Annotated in this window: 12 protein-coding genes; 8 read left to right on the top strand and 4 right to left on the bottom strand. The window is 59.0% G+C overall.

Going from position 1 to position 15,997, the window contains the following annotated elements; all coding sequences use genetic code 11:
- The first annotated feature begins 9 nt into the window (after nucleotides 1-9).
- The 8 genes from ACQR3R_RS11000 to ACQR3R_RS10965 all read left to right on the top strand — a co-directional run bounded on the left by ACQR3R_RS11000 (nucleotide 10) and on the right by ACQR3R_RS10965 (nucleotide 11,532).
- Nucleotides 10-1,179 (top strand): acyl-CoA dehydrogenase family protein, encoded by a 1,170-nt coding sequence (locus tag ACQR3R_RS11000; protein WP_428272166.1) that lies wholly within the window; start codon nucleotides 10-12, stop codon nucleotides 1,177-1,179.
- A gap of 63 nt (nucleotides 1,180-1,242) precedes the next feature.
- The gene (locus ACQR3R_RS10995) at nucleotides 1,243-2,463 is read left to right on the top strand and encodes an acyl-CoA dehydrogenase family protein (RefSeq protein ID WP_428272165.1); all 1,221 of its coding nucleotides are present in this window, start codon (nucleotides 1,243-1,245) and stop codon (nucleotides 2,461-2,463) included.
- Nucleotides 2,460-3,602, top strand: a complete 1,143-nt coding sequence (locus ACQR3R_RS10990) for an acyl-CoA dehydrogenase family protein (RefSeq protein ID WP_428272164.1) — start codon at nucleotides 2,460-2,462, stop codon at nucleotides 3,600-3,602. Before ACQR3R_RS10995 ends, ACQR3R_RS10990 begins: the two co-directional genes overlap by 4 nt.
- A gap of 57 nt (nucleotides 3,603-3,659) precedes the next feature.
- Nucleotides 3,660-5,342: an AMP-binding protein gene (locus ACQR3R_RS10985; protein ID WP_428272163.1), complete on the top strand. Its 1,683-nt coding sequence runs from the start codon at nucleotides 3,660-3,662 to the stop codon at nucleotides 5,340-5,342.
- A 92-nt stretch (nucleotides 5,343-5,434) separates the two neighbouring features.
- The gene (locus ACQR3R_RS10980; protein WP_428272162.1) at nucleotides 5,435-6,817 is read left to right on the top strand and encodes a DUF1329 domain-containing protein; all 1,383 of its coding nucleotides are present in this window, start codon (nucleotides 5,435-5,437) and stop codon (nucleotides 6,815-6,817) included.
- A gap of 1,135 nt (nucleotides 6,818-7,952) precedes the next feature.
- The gene (locus ACQR3R_RS10975; protein ID WP_428272161.1) at nucleotides 7,953-9,284 is read left to right on the top strand and encodes an MFS transporter; all 1,332 of its coding nucleotides are present in this window, start codon (nucleotides 7,953-7,955) and stop codon (nucleotides 9,282-9,284) included.
- A 151-nt stretch (nucleotides 9,285-9,435) separates the two neighbouring features.
- A complete protein-coding gene (locus ACQR3R_RS10970; protein WP_428272159.1) occupies nucleotides 9,436-10,689 on the top strand; it encodes an OprD family outer membrane porin in 1,254 nt (417 codons plus the stop codon).
- A 96-nt stretch (nucleotides 10,690-10,785) separates the two neighbouring features.
- On the top strand, nucleotides 10,786-11,532 hold the full coding sequence (locus ACQR3R_RS10965) for an FCD domain-containing protein (protein WP_428272158.1): 747 nt from the start codon (nucleotides 10,786-10,788) through the stop codon (nucleotides 11,530-11,532).
- A gap of 12 nt (nucleotides 11,533-11,544) precedes the next feature.
- Here the strand turns inward: ACQR3R_RS10965 and ACQR3R_RS10960 are convergent, their stop codons facing one another.
- From ACQR3R_RS10960 to ACQR3R_RS10945, 4 genes are all read right to left on the bottom strand, one after another.
- Complete coding sequence (locus ACQR3R_RS10960) at nucleotides 11,545-12,495, bottom strand: 2Fe-2S iron-sulfur cluster-binding protein (protein ID WP_428272157.1); 951 nt, start codon at nucleotides 12,493-12,495, stop codon at nucleotides 11,545-11,547.
- A 105-nt stretch (nucleotides 12,496-12,600) separates the two neighbouring features.
- Nucleotides 12,601-13,659 carry a Rieske 2Fe-2S domain-containing protein gene (locus tag ACQR3R_RS10955; protein WP_428272156.1) on the bottom strand — a complete coding sequence of 353 codons (1,059 nt, stop codon included), beginning with the start codon at nucleotides 13,657-13,659 and terminating at the stop codon, nucleotides 12,601-12,603.
- A gap of 131 nt (nucleotides 13,660-13,790) precedes the next feature.
- On the bottom strand, nucleotides 13,791-14,828 hold the full coding sequence (locus tag ACQR3R_RS10950) for an AraC family transcriptional regulator ligand-binding domain-containing protein (RefSeq protein WP_428272155.1): 1,038 nt from the start codon (nucleotides 14,826-14,828) through the stop codon (nucleotides 13,791-13,793).
- 9 nt (nucleotides 14,829-14,837) lie between these two features.
- Nucleotides 14,838-15,752 carry a diguanylate cyclase domain-containing protein gene (locus ACQR3R_RS10945; RefSeq protein WP_428272154.1) on the bottom strand — a complete coding sequence of 305 codons (915 nt, stop codon included), beginning with the start codon at nucleotides 15,750-15,752 and terminating at the stop codon, nucleotides 14,838-14,840.
- Nucleotides 15,753-15,997: the final 245 nt, after the last annotated feature.

Raw genomic sequence — 15,997 nt, 5'->3', positions numbered from 1 at the left:
GAGCAGCAGATGTTCGTCGACCTCACTCCCGAACAACATTCCCTGCGCCTCAAGGTGCGGGACTATTTCCAGTCCCTGATGACTGCGGACATGCGCGCTCAGTTACGTGGCAAGGAGGGCGGCGAGCTGTTTCGCCAGACCATTCGCCAGATGGGCCGCGATGGCTGGCTCGCGGTGGGTTGGCCCAAGGTCCATGGCGGCCAGGGTTACAGCGCCACCGAACAGTTGATCTTCTTTGAAGAAGCCAACATCGCCGGTGCACCGCTGCCGTTCGTGACGATCAGCACGGTAGGGCCTTCCCTGATGGCCCACGGCAGCGACCTGCAGAAGGAACGTTTTCTACCCGGCATTGCTGCGGGCGAAATCATGTTCGCCATCGGCTACTCCGAGCCGGCAGCGGGCAGCGATCTGGCGGTACTCAAAACCAGTGCCCGCCAGGACGACGAGGGCTTCGTGGTCAATGGCAACAAGCTGTGGACTTCAGGCGCAGAGTCTGCCGATTTCATCTGGTTGGCAGCGCGCACAGACCCGTCGCAGGCGCGTCACAAAGGTATCTCGCTGCTGATCGTAGACACCCACACACCCGGTTTCTCGCACACCTTGATTCCTACCACCAGCATTCCCACCACGGCCACCTACTACGACAACGTGCGGGTGCCAAATGAAATGCTGGTGGGCGAATTACACGGGGGCTGGAAGCTGATTACCTCGCAGTTGAACCATGAGCGTCTGGGGCTGGGCGCATGGTCGGACAAAGTGGTGGCGCTGTTCAGCCGGGTTTATCAGTGGGCTCGAGCCCGCGATGAACAGGGCCATCGGGCCATGGACAAGGCATGGGTACGCAGTTCCATGGCTGAGTGCTATGCGCGCCTGGAGGCGATGCGTTTGATCAACATGCGCATCGCCGCCGACCTGGAGCGTGATCGCATGGACGTGGCGCTGAGCTCGACCACCAAGGTGTTTGGTTCGGAATCGGCCATCGAAATCCTGCGCAAACTGGCGGCGATCCTTGGCGCTAACGGTTCGATGCGCAGCGGCTCGGCAGCGACGCTGTTGCAGGGGGATCTGGAATACGAGTTGCGCAGTTCGGTGACGCTGACGTTTGGCGGTGGCACCAATGAAATCCAGCGTGAGCTGATCGCCCAGTTCGGCCTCGGCATGCCGCGCACGCAACGTTAATCGCTCGTCCACCACAACAAAAATCCGTACACGCCCGATTCGGGGCGTGTCGAGGGGACTTTCATGAGCACTATCGAACAATTCCGGCACGACACCCGTGCCTGGCTGGAGGCCAACTGCCCGCCATCGATGCGCACTGGCATGGCCGAGGGCGATGTGGTGTGGGGCAGCCAGAGCCCGCAATTTCCCAACGAAGACGCACGTGTGTGGTTCGAGCGCATGCGCGACAAGCGCTGGTTTTGCCCTGAGTGGCCTGTTGAGTACGGCGGCGCCGGCCTGAATGACGAAGAACTGGCAGTTCTCGAAAGCGAAATGCGCAAACTGAAATGCCGACCGCCGCAGATCAATCTGGGCATATGGATGCTCGGGCCAGTGTTGTTGGCGTACGGCAGCGACGAGCAGAAACGCGATCTGCTGCCGCCTATTGCTCGCGGAGAAGTGCGCTGGTGCCAGGGTTTTTCCGAGCCGAACGCCGGTTCTGACCTGGCCAGCCTGAAAATGGCCGCACGCGATGCCGGCGACCACTTTGTGGTGGATGGCAGCAAGATCTGGACTTCCTACGGTGACAAATCCGACTGGATGTATGCCCTGGTGCGTACCGACTTCAGTGCGCCGAAACACGAAGGCATCAGCCTGATCGTACTGGACATGCGCAGCCCTGGCGTCAAGGCGCAGCCAATCGATTTGATCAGCGGCAAATCAGCATTCTGCCAGGTGTTCTTTGATGGCGTGAAAGTACCCAAGAGCCAGCTGATCGGGCCACTGAACGGTGGCTGGAACCTGGCCAAGTACCTGCTGCAACACGAACGCAAAGCGATGTCGAAATTCGGCGAGTTCAGTCTGCCGTCGCACTTTGACTTGTTGGCGTTGATGCGCGAATACGTGGCGTCGCCGCAGAGCCAAAGTGAACACGCGCTGCAGGCACGCGCCACTGCGTGTGCAATGAACGAGCACGCCTACAACCTGACCGTGCGCCGGATGGGTGAAGAGGCGAGGGCCGGTGATGACATCGGCGGCCTGATGTCGATCATGAAGCTGGTACACACCGAGCAGGAGCGGGACAAATTCGAAGTGCTGCTGGATGCCATGGCCGGGCATGCTTTTGGTTGGCAGAGCACCGCGTTCAGTGAACAGCAAATGGCAATCACCCGTGCTTGGCTGAACAGCTACGCGCTGACCATCTCTGGTGGGGCTTCGGAGATTCAACTCAACGTCATCGCCAAGCGTGTGCTTGGTTTGCCTGAAGTGAAGAGACCTTCCGTGAAAACAGGAGCACCGTCATGAGCCTGCGTTATAGCGACGAACAGCGTTTGCTGGCCGACAGTGCCCGCGACTTTCTCGCTGCTCGCAGCCCGGTCAGCGCCCAGCGCCGCTTGCGCGATGATGCCGTGACGACGGGTTTCGAGCCGCAGCTGTGGCGCGAGGCAGTTGAATTGGGCTGGAGCGCGATTCCTTTTCCTGAAGAATTTGGCGGCCTGGATTTTGGCTGCAAAGGACTGGGGCCGATCTTCGAATCCTTGGGCCGCAATCTGTCCGCCACGCCACTGTTGTCCAGCGTAGTGCTTGGCGGTTCGCTCATGCATCTGGCGGGTAACTCGGCGCAACAGACGCACTGGTTGCAAGCAGTGGTAGGCGGCGAACAACGCCTGGCCCTGGCCGTGGACGAACGCTCGCGCCACGCCCCGAAGCACATTGCCTTTGAAGCGAAAGCCGAAGGCGATGGTTATCGCTTGCACGGTGAGAAGTTCTGGGTGGTCGATGGCCTTGGTGCTGACGCCTATGTGCTGGCGGCACGCACCGACGGGCAGCCTGGCGAAACGCAGGGCATCAGCCTGTTCCTGGTGCCGGCCGATACACCGGGTTTGACCGTCAGTGCATTGCCGCTGATTGATTCGCGCAACAGCGCTCGTTTGCAGCTGGAGCACGTGCTACTGGGCAGTGAAGCATTGCTGGGCAATGTGGGTGAGGGTTGGCCCGCTCTGGAAACCGCGCTGGACCGAGGCCGTGCCTGTCTCGCGGCGGAGCTGCTGGGAATGGCCGAGCAACTGTTCGACACCACGCTTGAATACCTCAAGACCCGGGTGCAGTTTGATACCCAGATCGGCACCTTCCAGGTCCTGCAGCACCGTGCTGCGCAGCTGTACGTCGACCTGGCGCTCAGCCGCAGCGCCCTGATGGCCGCGCTGGCGACTTTGGACGACGCTACCGTCGATCTCACCGAGCGCGCGCGACTGGTCAGCCTGGCGAAATGGAAGGCTGGCGATACGGCCATCAAGGTTGCCAACGAAGCCGTGCAAATGCACGGCGGTATCGGCGTTACCGACGAACTGGATGTAGGCCTGTATCTCAAGCGCGTCCGCGTTGCCCAAAGTTGCCTGGGTGATCGCGACTTCCATTGCGAACGGTATTTGGCTAACGCGTAGGACCTGTGGTGCATGCCTTGGCGCGTGCGAACCTGGCTGTCCTGGAGAAACACACAGATGAGCATTGAACGTTGGCAAACCGCGTGGCAGCAACTGATCGCCCCCGGTGCGCCGTTTGAAGTGGTAACGCCGGATGACGGTGCACCGCGCTACTTTCGCCACGCCGCACACGACCTGCTTCAGGTATTGGACGCCGGTCGTGTGCACGGTGATCGCGAGTTCCTGATCTGGCAGTCGCAACGTCTGACCTTTAACCAGTTTTTCGAGCAGGTTGATCGGCTCGCCGGGCAGATGGTTGCCCGGTTTGACCTGCAACCGGGCGAGCGAGTCGCCATCGCGATGCGTAACCAGCCGGCGTGGCTGGTGGCTTTTGCCGCCATCCAGCGTTGCGGTGCGGTGTGTGTGCCACTCAACAGTTGGGGCTTGCGCGATGAGTTGCAATACGCGCTGCAGGACAGTGGCTCGCGCGTGTTGGTGTGCGATGAAGCGCGCCTTGAGACCCTGCGAGAAGACCTGGGCCGCGAGCGTCGAGCGACGATTGTAGTCGGCAACCAAGACGGATCGTTGCCCGACCATTGCCTGCGTTTCGAAGATTTGATCGGTAGCCCGGCATTGCCACTGCCGGCGTTTGCAATCGACCCCGACGCACCAGCGCTGATCCTCTACACCTCTGGTACCACCAGCCGTGCAAAGGGTGCAGTGTCTAGCCATCGAGCGATCTGCCAAGCGCTTTTCGCTCTGGATTTCCAAGGCGCATTTTGCGCCATGAGTTCGCCCGAGCGTATCAGCGTGGTGATCAACAGCGGTTATCCGCCGACTACGTTGATGGCAGTACCGCTGTTTCACGTCAGCGGCCTGCATGCGCAGTTTTTGTCGGCATTACGCAGCGGGCGGCGCTTGTTGCTGATGTACAAATGGGACGTGGAGCAGGCGCTCGACCTGATTCGCGAGGAGCGCTGCACTCAGTTCAATGGGGCGCCGGTCATGATGCAGCAATTGCTGGCATCGCCGCGCTTTGGCGGTGAGCACACCGCCAGTCTGTTCGGTCTGGGGCTGGGCGGTGGCGCATCGTCCGGGTCGGTGCTCGACAACATGCTCAAGCTCAAGCCTGACAGTATTGGCGGCGCTGGCTACGGCCTGACTGAAAGCAACGGCATCGGCGCGGCGATTGGTGGCGATCCGTTCGTTTACAAGCCCGCGACAGCCGGTTGGGCGCTGCCGATTGTCGATATCCGGATCGGCGCCAGCCCGGACCTTCCGGAGCCGAAGGGCCGCCGTGGGTTGATCTGGCTGCGTTCGCCAACCTTGATGAGCGCCTACTGGAATTTACCCGAAGCTACCGTGCAAAGCCTGCGTGACGGCTGGCTCGACACGGGCGACATCGGCTACCTCGACGACGAGGACTTTCTCACCATCACTGGTCGTGTAAAGGAGCTGATCAACCGGGGTGGCGAGAAGATATCTGCCGCTGAAATCGAGACCTGCATCCTCGACATGCCAGGTGTTCTGGAAGCTGCTGCGTTCGCGATTGCCGATCCGTTGCTGGGCGAGGCCGTGGGGCTGGCTGTGCATGGTCAGTCAGCAACGCTGCCTCAGGAACTTCAAATCCGCGCCTTCATCGGCGAGCGCCTGGCCGCCTACAAAGTGCCGGCTCAGGTTTATCGGATGCTGGAGCCTTTGCCACGTAATGCCACCGGCAAGGTACTCAAGGCGCAACTGCAAGAAAAGTTAGGCGCATAACGCCTTCGTAGTCTTTCCGGACGATGTTGGGGCCGGCAGAACAAGAACAATGGGCCCCTACCAAACAGCCTTATCAGCGAAGGAGGCAATACATGAAAATAACAAGAACAGGTCTCATGCTCGCGGTCGCGTTCACATCCAATTGCGGGTTGATTGGTTATGCGCAGGCCGAGGTGTCGCCTCAAGAAGCCGCCAAATTGGGCAAGGAGCTGACGTGCGTTGGCGCCGAGCAGGCCGGTAACGCCGAGGGCACCATACCGCCTTATACCGGCAAATACCTGGGCGAAGTGCCGGGCTGGAACCATGTGAAATTCTCAGGCGACCAGCCTGTAGATCCCTACGCAGCGGAGAAGCCTATCCTGGTGATCACTGCGCAGAACATGAGCCAGTACGAGGCGCACCTGACCGAAGGGCAGAAGGCACTGCTGAAGAAATACCCGACCACCTACAAGATGAACATCTATCCGGGCCACCGCGATTTTCGCTATCCGGATTACGTCTGCCGCCGCGTGATGGACAATGCGCTGCACGCAAAACTGGTCAACGATGGAGGAGGTTTCACAGGGCTGGGTCAGGTGCCTTTCCCTATTCCGAAAAGTGGCATGGAATTGCTGTGGAACCATCAACTGCCAGCACGTGCATACACCGAAGAAAAAACCACCGATCTGGCCTCGGTCTTGCCCAACGGCAGCATCGGTTGGGGGCGCGCCTACGCACGTAACCTGTCTCAAGCCAACTCGCCCACAGTAGAACCGAGTACCGACGGCAAGATTCAGGCGATGAGCAACAACATGACGCTCAAACCGGCTCGAGACAACGGTACGCTGAGCATTTCCCACGAACCCTACAACTTCGTCACCGACTCCCGTCAAGCCTGGTCCTACAGCCCGTCGACCCGGCGTGTGCGGCAACTGCCGGGCTACGGTTACGATCAGCCAATGATCGGCACCAACGGCACCATGACTGTCGACGAGGATCGCTTGTTCAACGGGTCACCGGAGCGATTCACCTGGAAACTCATCGGCAAGCGTGAGATCTATTCCCCGGCCAACGCGTTCAAGCCTAATGCGGGGACTCTCAAGTACGCTGACATCTTGACCCCTAATCATCCCAACCCGGATGTCATGCGTTATGAGTTGCGTCGAGTCTGGGTGCTGGAAGCTGACTTGAAAGAAGGCTATCGCCATGTCTATGGCAAGCGAGTGCTGTTTCTGGACGAAGACACGTGGAACGCCGTCATGGCCGACAACTACGACGCTCGCGGGCAGCTCTGGAAGCACGCCATGGTCAACTACTACTATCACCCTGATATGAGCGGATGGCAGGCGGGCTCGCAGTTTTTCATGGACCTGAACTCCGGCCAATACACCGGCTACGGCATGTCTAACGAAGCGAAAAAAGGCCCCGTTCTCAACGAAGGTAAATTCACGGCCGACCAGTACACCGCCGACGCGGCGAGGGCTATCGGACGCTAATCTCAGGTAGTCGAGGTACAAAAAAGCCGCATTCACTCGCGGCTTTTTTACGTCCAAAAATCACGGATTGTGTGGGGCGCGGATTGAGCGCTTTGCGAAAATCTGAAGAAGAATCGCCATCGCTGGCAAGCCAGGCTCCTACGGTTCGGTGGTGAATCCTGGATTTATGCCGTTAACGCGGCCCCCGTAGGAAACCGGCTTGCCGGTGATGGCGATTCCGAAGACGCCATCGCTGGCAAGCCAGACTCCTACGGTTCGGTGGTGAATCCTGGATCTATGCCGTTAACGCAGCCCCGTAGGAAACCGGCTTGCCGGTGATGGCGATTGTGAAGACGCCATCGCTGGCAAGCCAGGCTCCTACGGTTCGGTGGTGAATCTTGGATTTATGCCGTTAACGCAGCCCCGTAGGAAACCGGCTTGCCGGTGATGGCGATTTCGAAGGCGCCATCGCTGGCAAGCCAGACTCCTACGGTTCGGTGGTGAATGCCGCCATTCATGGTTCCAACACAAACCCGTAGGAAACCGGCTTGCCGGTGATGGCGATTTCGAAGATGCCATCGCTGGCAAGCCAGGCTCCTACGGTTCGGTGGTGAATCCTGGATTTATGCCGTTAACGCAGCCCCGTAGGAAACCGGCTTGCTGGTGATGGCGATTTCGATGATGCCATCGCTGGCAAGCCAGGCTCCTACGGGTGCAAAATTTTATTCAGTGGATCCAATAGGCGCGGTCCGTTGCGGTTTACCCCTTGCAAATGATCTTTTCACCCTTGTGTTGACGGATGTTGGCCGATAATCGCCCAATAATAATCTGTCCGTGTCTATCTATTAACTATCTGAAAAATAAACAAAAAATATAGTTTCAATTCTTTTTTGAAGTGATTTTTCCGCCATTCTCCTGCAGAAATGAGGCTCAGCCCTCTTGTCTATGGATCCATTAGCTGGTTGATTAGCGCCCTGGCACGGTAGGAGCCCATCCTGGCCGTCCCTCATAAAAACTACAAAAAGGGTTTCGTCATGAATGGCTCTTCAAGGGTGCAGAACTGCCTGGGTTCTGCTCGCTGCATGTCTGCGTGCACCACTTCAAACAGCGTGTTTTGCCACGCGCCTTCGCGCCTCCCCGGTGCGGAGTGCTTGTCATGAGTATTGACCTGAAAGCCGCCGTGGATAACGGCCCGATGGTGACTTTCCAGTGGCTCGCCGTGGGCATCTGCATCGTCCTGAACATGATCGATGGTTTCGATGTGCTGGTGATGGCGTTCACGGCGGCTTCGGTGTCCGCTGAATGGAGCCTGAGTGGTGCGCAAATCGGGATGCTGCTCAGTGCCGGATTGTTTGGCATGGCCGCGGGTTCTTTGTTTATCGCGCCATGGGCTGACCGTTTCGGTCGTCGCCCATTGATTCTGCTCTGCCTGGTGATCTCCGGTATTGGCATGCTCCTGTCTTCGCTGAGCCAGACACCGCTGCAACTGGCGCTGCTTCGGGGGCTGACCGGTCTTGGGATTGGCGGCATCCTGGCGAGTAGCAACGTGATTGCCAGCGAGTATTCCAGCAAGCGTTGGCGCGGGCTGGCGGTCAGTTTGCAGTCCACAGGTTATGCCCTTGGCGCAACGCTGGGCGGCTTGTTGGCGGTGTGGCTGCTCACGCATTGGGGCTGGCGTTCAGTGTTCCTGTTTGGCGGTATCGTGACCCTGGCCGTCATACCGTTGGTGCTGCTCTGGCTGCCTGAGTCTCTGGATTTCCTGCTCGCGCGTCGTCCGGCCACAGCCTTGCAACGAATCAATCGGCTGGCGCTGCGCATGGGGCAACCGACGTTGAATCAACTGCCACCGATAACGGCTCGCCAGCCTGGCGTTACCGCAAGCTTTACACAACTGCTGTCGCCATCGATGCGCCGCACCACACTGGTGATCTGGCTGCTGTTTTTCCTGGTGATGTTCGGCTTCTATTTCGTCATGAGCTGGACCCCTAAATTGTTGGTGTCGGCTGGGCTGTCCGCTCAGCAAGGCATTACCGGCGGAGTGTTGCTCAGTGTCGGCGGGATCTTCGGTGCGGCGTTGATCGGTGGCTTGTCATCGCGTTGGCCGCTGGCCAGGGTGTTGTCGCTGTTTATGCTGATCACCGCAGGCTTGCTCGTACTGTTTGTGGGTTCCGCGTCTTCGGTGATGGCGGCGCTGGGGCTTGGGCTGTTGATCGGGCTGTTTGCCAATGGCTGCGTGGCGGGTCTCTACGCGCTATCGCCGGTGGTGTACGACGCTTCGGTGCGTGCCACCGGCGTCGGTTGGGGCATCGGGATTGGCCGTATCGGCGCCATCCTGTCACCGATAGTCGCAGGCTTCCTGCTCGACGGTGGCTGGCAACCGCTGCACTTGTACGGCGTATTTGCCAGTGTGTTTGTGATCGCCGCCGGTTGCCTGTTGTTGCTCAAACCGGGCAGGGCGCAACCGCAGGCGGCGCTGGCGCAAGCCTGAATCTGGCCGCCCCTGTGGCGGCTGATTCTCCCTCGATGTTGTAACCCACTGATTTATGCCCGTCGCTGGCGGGCACATTCCTCACGCACTCAATGGGCGGGCTTATCAGCTGCGGGGAGCGGCTGCGCTCAAAAAACGGAGAACAATAAGAATGAAGATGACTGCCTGTGTACGCCCTTCGTCGATGGTGGGTGCCTCGTTGTCGTTGGCACTTTGCGCGCCTGTCATGGCGCAGGAGAATGGTTTTTTCGAGGATTCGACCACCGACCTCACGCTGCGCAACTACTACTTCAATCGTGATTTTCGCGACCCCGGCGCGAGTAAAAGCAAGGTCGATGAATGGGCCCAAGGCTTTATTCTCAAGTTCAGCTCTGGTTACACACCAGGCATCATTGGTTTCGGTGCCGAAGGTATCGCCATGTTCGGGGTCAAGCTCGACAGCAGTCGCCTGGCCAGTGGTTCGGAACTGTTGCCGGTGCATGACGATGGTCGGGCCGCCGACAATTACGGTCGGGCCGGGGTGGCGGCGAAAATGCGTTTCTCCGCGACCGAGCTGAAAGTCGGCGAATTGATGCCCGATATTCCGCTGCTGCGCTACGACGACGGTCGCCTGTTGCCGCAGACCTTTCGCGGCGCGATGCTGGTCTCCAAAGAGATCGAAGGGCTGGGCGTGCAGGCGGGTCAATATTCATCGGTCAGCTTGCGCAATTCTTCCGACATGCAGGACTTGTCGGCGTGGGCTGCACCGGGCGTGACCTCGGATAAGTTCAACTACGCCGGGGCCGAATATCGCTTCAATCAGCAACGTACCTTGATGGGGATTTGGCATTCACAGCTGCAAGATATCTATCAGCAAAGCTACTTCAACCTGCTGCATAAACAGCCGGTTGGTGATTGGGTGCTGGGCGCGAACCTTGGCTATTTCATTGACAAGGATGACGGCAGTGCGCGCATCGGCAACATCCAGAGCCGCACCGCCTATGCCTTGTTTTCGGCGGCAACGGGCGGCCATACGCTCTACCTGGGGCTGCAGAAAGTCAGTGGCGACAGCCCATGGATGTCGGTTTACGGCAGCAGTGGCCGGACCTTGGGCAACGACATGTACAACGGTAACTTCAGCAACGCCGACGAGCGCTCATGGCAGGCACGTTACGACTATAACTTCGCGGCGATGGGCGTACCCGGTCTGCTGGCGATGGTGCGTTACGGTCATGGCGACAATGCCACGACCAAGGTCGGCAGCGGCGGCAAGGAGTGGGAGCGTGACACCGAACTTGGCTACACCGTGCAAAGCGGTTCGCTTAAAAACCTGAGCGTGCGGCTGAACAACGCCACCAACCGTCGCAGCTTCAACAGCGATTTCGACCAGACGCGGTTGATCGTCAGTTACCCGCTGTCGCTCTGAACACCGGTAGGGCCACAGCCCCGCGCCTGAATCAGGCGCGGGGCTTTCTGTGCCTGACGATCAGTTGGCTGCAGCGGGTGCAATGCATGCGTTACTATGGCGGCCCACGTTTTTCTGGAAGTTGCCTGGATGAGCAAGCCTGGCCAATTGGTGCTGATAGCGCTGCGCAAGATGATTGCCTCTGGCGAACTGGCGGCTGGCGAGCGGTTGATGGAGATACCCACGGCAGAGCTGTTCGGGGTATCACGGATGCCGGTACGCATGGCGTTCCGCACGCTGGAGCAGGAAGGCCTGCTGGTGCGGTTTGGTGGTCGAGGCTTTCAAGTGCGCTCGGTCAGCGCCGATGACATTGCGGGTGCCGTCGAAGTGCGCGGTGTGCTCGAAGGCCTGGCGGCGCGGCAAACTGCCGAGCGCGGGCTGTCGCCAGAAGGGCGAGTGATTCTGGAGCGATGCCTGCAGCAAGGCGATGAGCTGTTCGATAAAGGATTTGTGACCGAGGATGATCTTGAGGTGTATCACGACCTCAACATGCGCTTCCATCAGGTGATTGTCGAAGGCAGCCACAACCCGGCCATCGCTGATGCGTTGGCACGCAACGATCACTTGCCGTTTGCATCGGTGACGGCGCTGGCAGTGGATCGCAAAGACATGGTCCGCGAGTATCGGCGTTTCAACTACGCCCATATGCAGCACCATTCCGTGTTTGATGCGCTGATCAGTCGTCAGGGCGCCCGTGCTGAAGCCATTATGCGCGAGCACGCCAACGCTACTCTGCGCTACGCCGAAATATTCGGTTCGGCGACAGCAGACGAGCGGATGAAGGTTATTCACCGCTCGGAGTGAAAGGGCGTGGCGTCAGATGTCCAGCACCAGCAACGGTGATTTCGAGCGCGAGCAGCACGGAGTGAATTGATCGTTGAGCGCTTGTTCCTCCTCGCTCAGGAACAGGTCGCGGTGTTCCGGCACGCCGTCCAGCACGCGGGTCAGGCAAGTGCCGCAAATACCTTGTTCGCAGGACATGGCAATGTCGATGCCATGGCTTTCCAGCACCTGCACCACTGTCTTGTCGGCCGGGATCTCGAACACCTGGCCGGTGCTGCTGACCTTGACCGAAAAGCTCCCGTCCTGGCTGGTGTCGGTTGGTGTTGCGGCGAAATACTCGCGGTGCAGCAATTCTTCCTGCCAGCCTTGAGCGCGAGCGCTGTCCAGTACGTGCTGCATAAAACCGCCGGGGCCACAGACGTACACGTGAACATTGTCTTGCGGGTTGGCCAATACTTGAGCGGCGTTCAGCGCGGTGTCGGGTTGCTCGTCAAAGTGCAGAAACACCCGGTCGGCGAATGCCGAGTGGCGAATTCGATCGACAAACGCAGCGCGCTCACTGGAGCGGGCGCAGTAATGCATTTCGAAATCGGCGCCACTGTGGGCCAGTCGTTCGGCCATGCACAGAATCGGGGTGATCCCGATGCCGCCTGCAAACAACAGGCTGCGTTTTGCCTGGTGAGCCAGCGGGAACAAATTGCGCGGCTCGCTGATGCGCAAGCGATCCCCGGCGTTGATCAATTCGTGCAGCCTTTGCGAGCCGCCGCGTGAGGCGGGGTCCCTGAGTACGCCGATCACATAGCGGTGCTGTTCTTCAGGATGGTTGCACAGTGAATATTGCCGGATCAGGCCACCCGGCAGGTGCACGTCGATGTGTGCGCCAGCGCTGAAAGCGGGCAGGGGTCCTTGATCAATGCTGGCCAGCTCATAGCTGCAAATACCTTGCGCTTCGTCTTTGCGCGATACCACTACCACATCAATCATGCTTCATCCTCGCAGCGTTACCATCGCAGTGGTCGCTGCTCATTATTCTTAAAATGTTGATACGCACGAAGGCTGGCGCGGCAATCGTTGCCGCGCCGTTTTCAGCTATTGGGCGCTAGCGATCAGTTGCGGTTCGGGGGCGCGCTCGCCGGCAATGATCCGGTCGAGGACGCGTCGCGACTGCACGCCGCCCGCGTCAATATTGAGCTTCAGAACATTGCGATGAGGATGGTCCAGAAGGTTTTGCTGCTGGCGTTCGAGCATTTCCAGGTCTTCACTGAAAATCTTGCCCTGGCCCTCGCGAATGGTTGCCGTCAGCGCCTCGTCCTGTGGATTGAAGTTGCGGGCCATGCCCCAGAAATACCAGATGGAGGTGTCGGTTTCCGGGGTGATGAAATCAACCACAATGCTCGATGCCTTGAACTCGGGCGCAGCGTGGTAGCCACCTTTTCCGGCATGGGCCACGCCGACTTCGATCAGCACGTGGCTGGGTGGCGAGAAGCGGCAGATCTGCCAGCGATCCACAGGCACGTCATCGGCCAGATTGTTGCCGCGCAACGCCATGCGCCAGAACGGCGGGGCCATGATGTTTTCCATGTGACGCGCAGTCACCACTTGATCACCCTCGACCGTGGTGGTCGGAGGCACTTCATCAATTTCTTTCTGGCCGATGCTGGAAGCATGCACGTAAGTTTCGTGCGTCAGGTCCATCAGGTTGTCGATCATCAAGCGATAGTCGCAACCGATGTGAAACAGTCCGCCGCCGTAAGCCCATTCATCGCTCACGGCCCATTCCAGATGATGGATCAATGCCGGATCGGCTTTGTCCTGCTCGCCCGGCCAAACCCAGATAAAGCCATAACGCTCGACCACCGCGTAAGACTTGTTGCACGGGAAGCCGCGAACGCGTTGCCCTGGCATCTCGACGGTTTTGCCATCGCATCCCATCACCAGGCCGTGGTAACCGCACACCAGATTGCCATTTTCGACGTAGCCCAACGACAGCGGTGCACCGCGGTGAGGGCAAAAGTCTTCTACGGCAGCGACCCTGTTTTCCGGGCCCCGATAGAACACTATTTTTTCACCGCAAATCTGCCGCCCAAGTGGCTTTTCAGCAATTTCATCAGGCGTGCAGGCAACGTACCACGTGTTTTTTGGATACATGAAAATCTCCGGGTCAGGGCTTTTTTTGATCTTATGGATCCATTAGGCGTTATATGGATCCATTAAGTCAACTTTCACGCTGTACTTTCAGGAAATATTCATTCAGTGGATCCATTGGTTGGCTTTTGACGTCAACCCGTACCAAACAACTGCCGAACTAGATTCGGCGTGCTGCCCGTCCAGCGCTTGAATGAGCGACGAAAGTTTGCCGCGTCGTTGAAGCTCAAGTAGTCGGCGACCTGTTCGTTGCTGAAACCCTTGATCTGATACAGGTACAACGCCACGTGCTTGCGCACCAGATCAACCTGCTGTTGAAACCCGGTGTCATGTTTTTGCAGTTTGCGTTTGAGCGTGGCCGGGCTCATGGCGAAGGCCTGGGCCGCTTGTTCGAGGTTGGGCGTTTCTCGAACGTGGGTTTGCAGGTAGTGATACAGGCAGTCGACGAAGCTTGAGGCAAAGCCCAACTGGTGGATCTGCTGCTGGGCTTCCTGGCGAGCGACCTGGCCGACGGTGGTCGATGCATTTGGCCAGGGTTGTGCGAGGTGCTCGCGTGGAATACGCATCATGTCCAAGGGCCGGTTGAACTGCGTGTGTTCGCCCAGATGCACCCAATACTGCTCGACGTATCGCGGTTCAGCGTGGCTAAAACTGCATTCCCACGGCAAGCGTTGGCCACTCTGGGAGCGGCTCATGGCGACGATTGAGGTCATGCTCGCTTCCAGCAAAAAGCGCCATTGTTCATTCGCGCCGCAGCTGTCGAGCCAATAGAAATAGGCGTGTTTTTCATCCAGCAGCAGTCGCGGAGTCACCAGTGGGCTGAGCAGCGTCTGCTGCCGTACCAGCGTCTCGAGCGCCTGGTGCAGGTTTTGTGCGTGGCGCAGCGCGTGGCTGGCCGGGCCGTAATGCCCCGGCAGCAAGCGTTGCCCAAACAGGAAGCTGCTGTCGTCGGCATCCAGCAAGCGTCGGCTGTTGGCGATCAGTGCAAAAAACTGCTGCGGGCTTAGCCGGGTCTGGCCGGCAAGGATGTCGTCATGAAAAAGTCCGGTGCCACGCAGCAGGCGATGACTGTCGATGTCTCGCGACAGGGCAAGATCAATCAGGGTCGCCGGTTGGTAATGCGCCGGAATAAAACGGCTGTCGTTTTCATACCACGTGGTTTTTAAGGTCATGGCCGAGCCTCAGGCCGTTCTTGCCAGTGGCTGCTTGGCTCGGGCCAAAGCGAGGTTGAGGCGCTTGAGGAGGGCATCCGGCTCCTCGTTCATGGCCATGACCACCGCAGTGCCTGCCGACAAATGCACGCGCTCGCTGTGCTGGCGGGTTTTATGCGCCAGTCCCTGAACGGCGTGTTGCAGTTCAAGCGCCAATAGCCGTGCCTGACTTTCGCCCGTGTTGGGCAGCAGCACCACAAAACGGTCGCCGGCCAAGCGGCAGAGCAAGTCCTGGCGGCGCAGATTCAGCAACAGCAGATGACTGAGGGCCTGTAACACCGCATCGCCCTCGGCATGCCCGAACGTTTGATTGATTGCGGCAAAATTGTCGATGTCCAGCGCCAGCAGTGACAACGGCTGTTGTTGCCGATGGCTCTCTTCAAGGCTGGCAACCAGTTGCCGCTTGAGGTAATCGGCGCCACCCAGCGGCGTCAATTTGTCGAACAGACGGTGTTCACGGAACAGCTTTTCGCGCTTCTCCATCTGGGCGCTTATCGCCAGTTGTTCGCGATGCCAGTGATAGATGCCGATGGTCAGCAGAATCATCCCCACCGGCATCGGACCGGACTCGAGCCAGTGATCCCAGGTAATGCTATCGGGCAGACGGATGAACTCGTCGAGGCTGTCGATCCACCATGAAAAAAAGATGAAGCTCAGGCCCAGTGCCAGGTAATTGGTGACGCGTCCAGCGGGGCGACTTTTCAGCACCAACCCCAGCCACAGCAGAACCAACAATGCCGTTCCGCCTTCGCCAACGATGTCCAGCCATACCCATTCGCTGATGCTTTTCAACTCGCCGCATGCCAGGTACAGAAGCAAACCGAGGTTCGCCGCCAGCAGCAGCGAGAAGAGCTTCCAGCGGTGAGGCTTGAGCACAGAGAACATGGCCTTGATCCTTTGAAGTAGAGGCGATGCGCGTCAGCACAGCAGATGTTTATGACAGCGGGGTGACCGGGTTGAAAGATCGCTATGGGTCGAATCAGCTCACCCGGCCCATGGTTTTTTTTACCTCGGGTGCGCTGGCGTGAAGGTGCGGGCGACCTCTGCGCAACGTTTACGCAGTGGTGGCCGAGCGGGCCGAATACGGGTGTGGGTCATATCAGCTCAGTTCAGCTCCCGATGGCCATTGA

This window comes from Gordonia sp. IEGM753 (assembly GCF_050321825.1).
Taxonomy (GTDB): Bacteria; Pseudomonadota; Gammaproteobacteria; order Pseudomonadales; family Pseudomonadaceae; genus Aquipseudomonas.
The sequence above is the reverse complement of the archived record's forward strand: the minus strand, read 5'-3'. Positions and strand labels throughout refer to the sequence as shown.

Excerpts from the sequence above, each read along its gene's own strand:
- ACQR3R_RS10945 (WP_428272154.1), bottom strand. The coding sequence starts at position 15,752 with ATGTTCTCTGTGCTCAAGCCTCACCGCTGGAAGCTCTTCTCGCTGCTG.
- ACQR3R_RS10970 (WP_428272159.1), top strand. The coding sequence starts at position 9,436 with ATGAAGATGACTGCCTGTGTACGCCCTTCGTCGATGGTGGGTGCCTCG.
- ACQR3R_RS11000 (WP_428272166.1), top strand. The coding sequence starts at position 10 with ATGTTCGTCGACCTCACTCCCGAACAACATTCCCTGCGCCTCAAGGTG.
- ACQR3R_RS10960 (WP_428272157.1), bottom strand. The coding sequence starts at position 12,495 with ATGATTGATGTGGTAGTGGTATCGCGCAAAGACGAAGCGCAAGGTATT.
- ACQR3R_RS10995 (WP_428272165.1), top strand. The coding sequence starts at position 1,243 with ATGAGCACTATCGAACAATTCCGGCACGACACCCGTGCCTGGCTGGAG.
- ACQR3R_RS10975 (WP_428272161.1), top strand. The coding sequence starts at position 7,953 with ATGAGTATTGACCTGAAAGCCGCCGTGGATAACGGCCCGATGGTGACT.
- ACQR3R_RS10985 (WP_428272163.1), top strand. The coding sequence starts at position 3,660 with ATGAGCATTGAACGTTGGCAAACCGCGTGGCAGCAACTGATCGCCCCC.
- ACQR3R_RS10980 (WP_428272162.1), top strand. The coding sequence starts at position 5,435 with ATGAAAATAACAAGAACAGGTCTCATGCTCGCGGTCGCGTTCACATCC.
- ACQR3R_RS10965 (WP_428272158.1), top strand. The coding sequence starts at position 10,786 with ATGGCGGCCCACGTTTTTCTGGAAGTTGCCTGGATGAGCAAGCCTGGC.
- ACQR3R_RS10955 (WP_428272156.1), bottom strand. The coding sequence starts at position 13,659 with ATGTATCCAAAAAACACGTGGTACGTTGCCTGCACGCCTGATGAAATT.
- ACQR3R_RS10950 (WP_428272155.1), bottom strand. The coding sequence starts at position 14,828 with ATGACCTTAAAAACCACGTGGTATGAAAACGACAGCCGTTTTATTCCG.
- ACQR3R_RS10990 (WP_428272164.1), top strand. The coding sequence starts at position 2,460 with ATGAGCCTGCGTTATAGCGACGAACAGCGTTTGCTGGCCGACAGTGCC.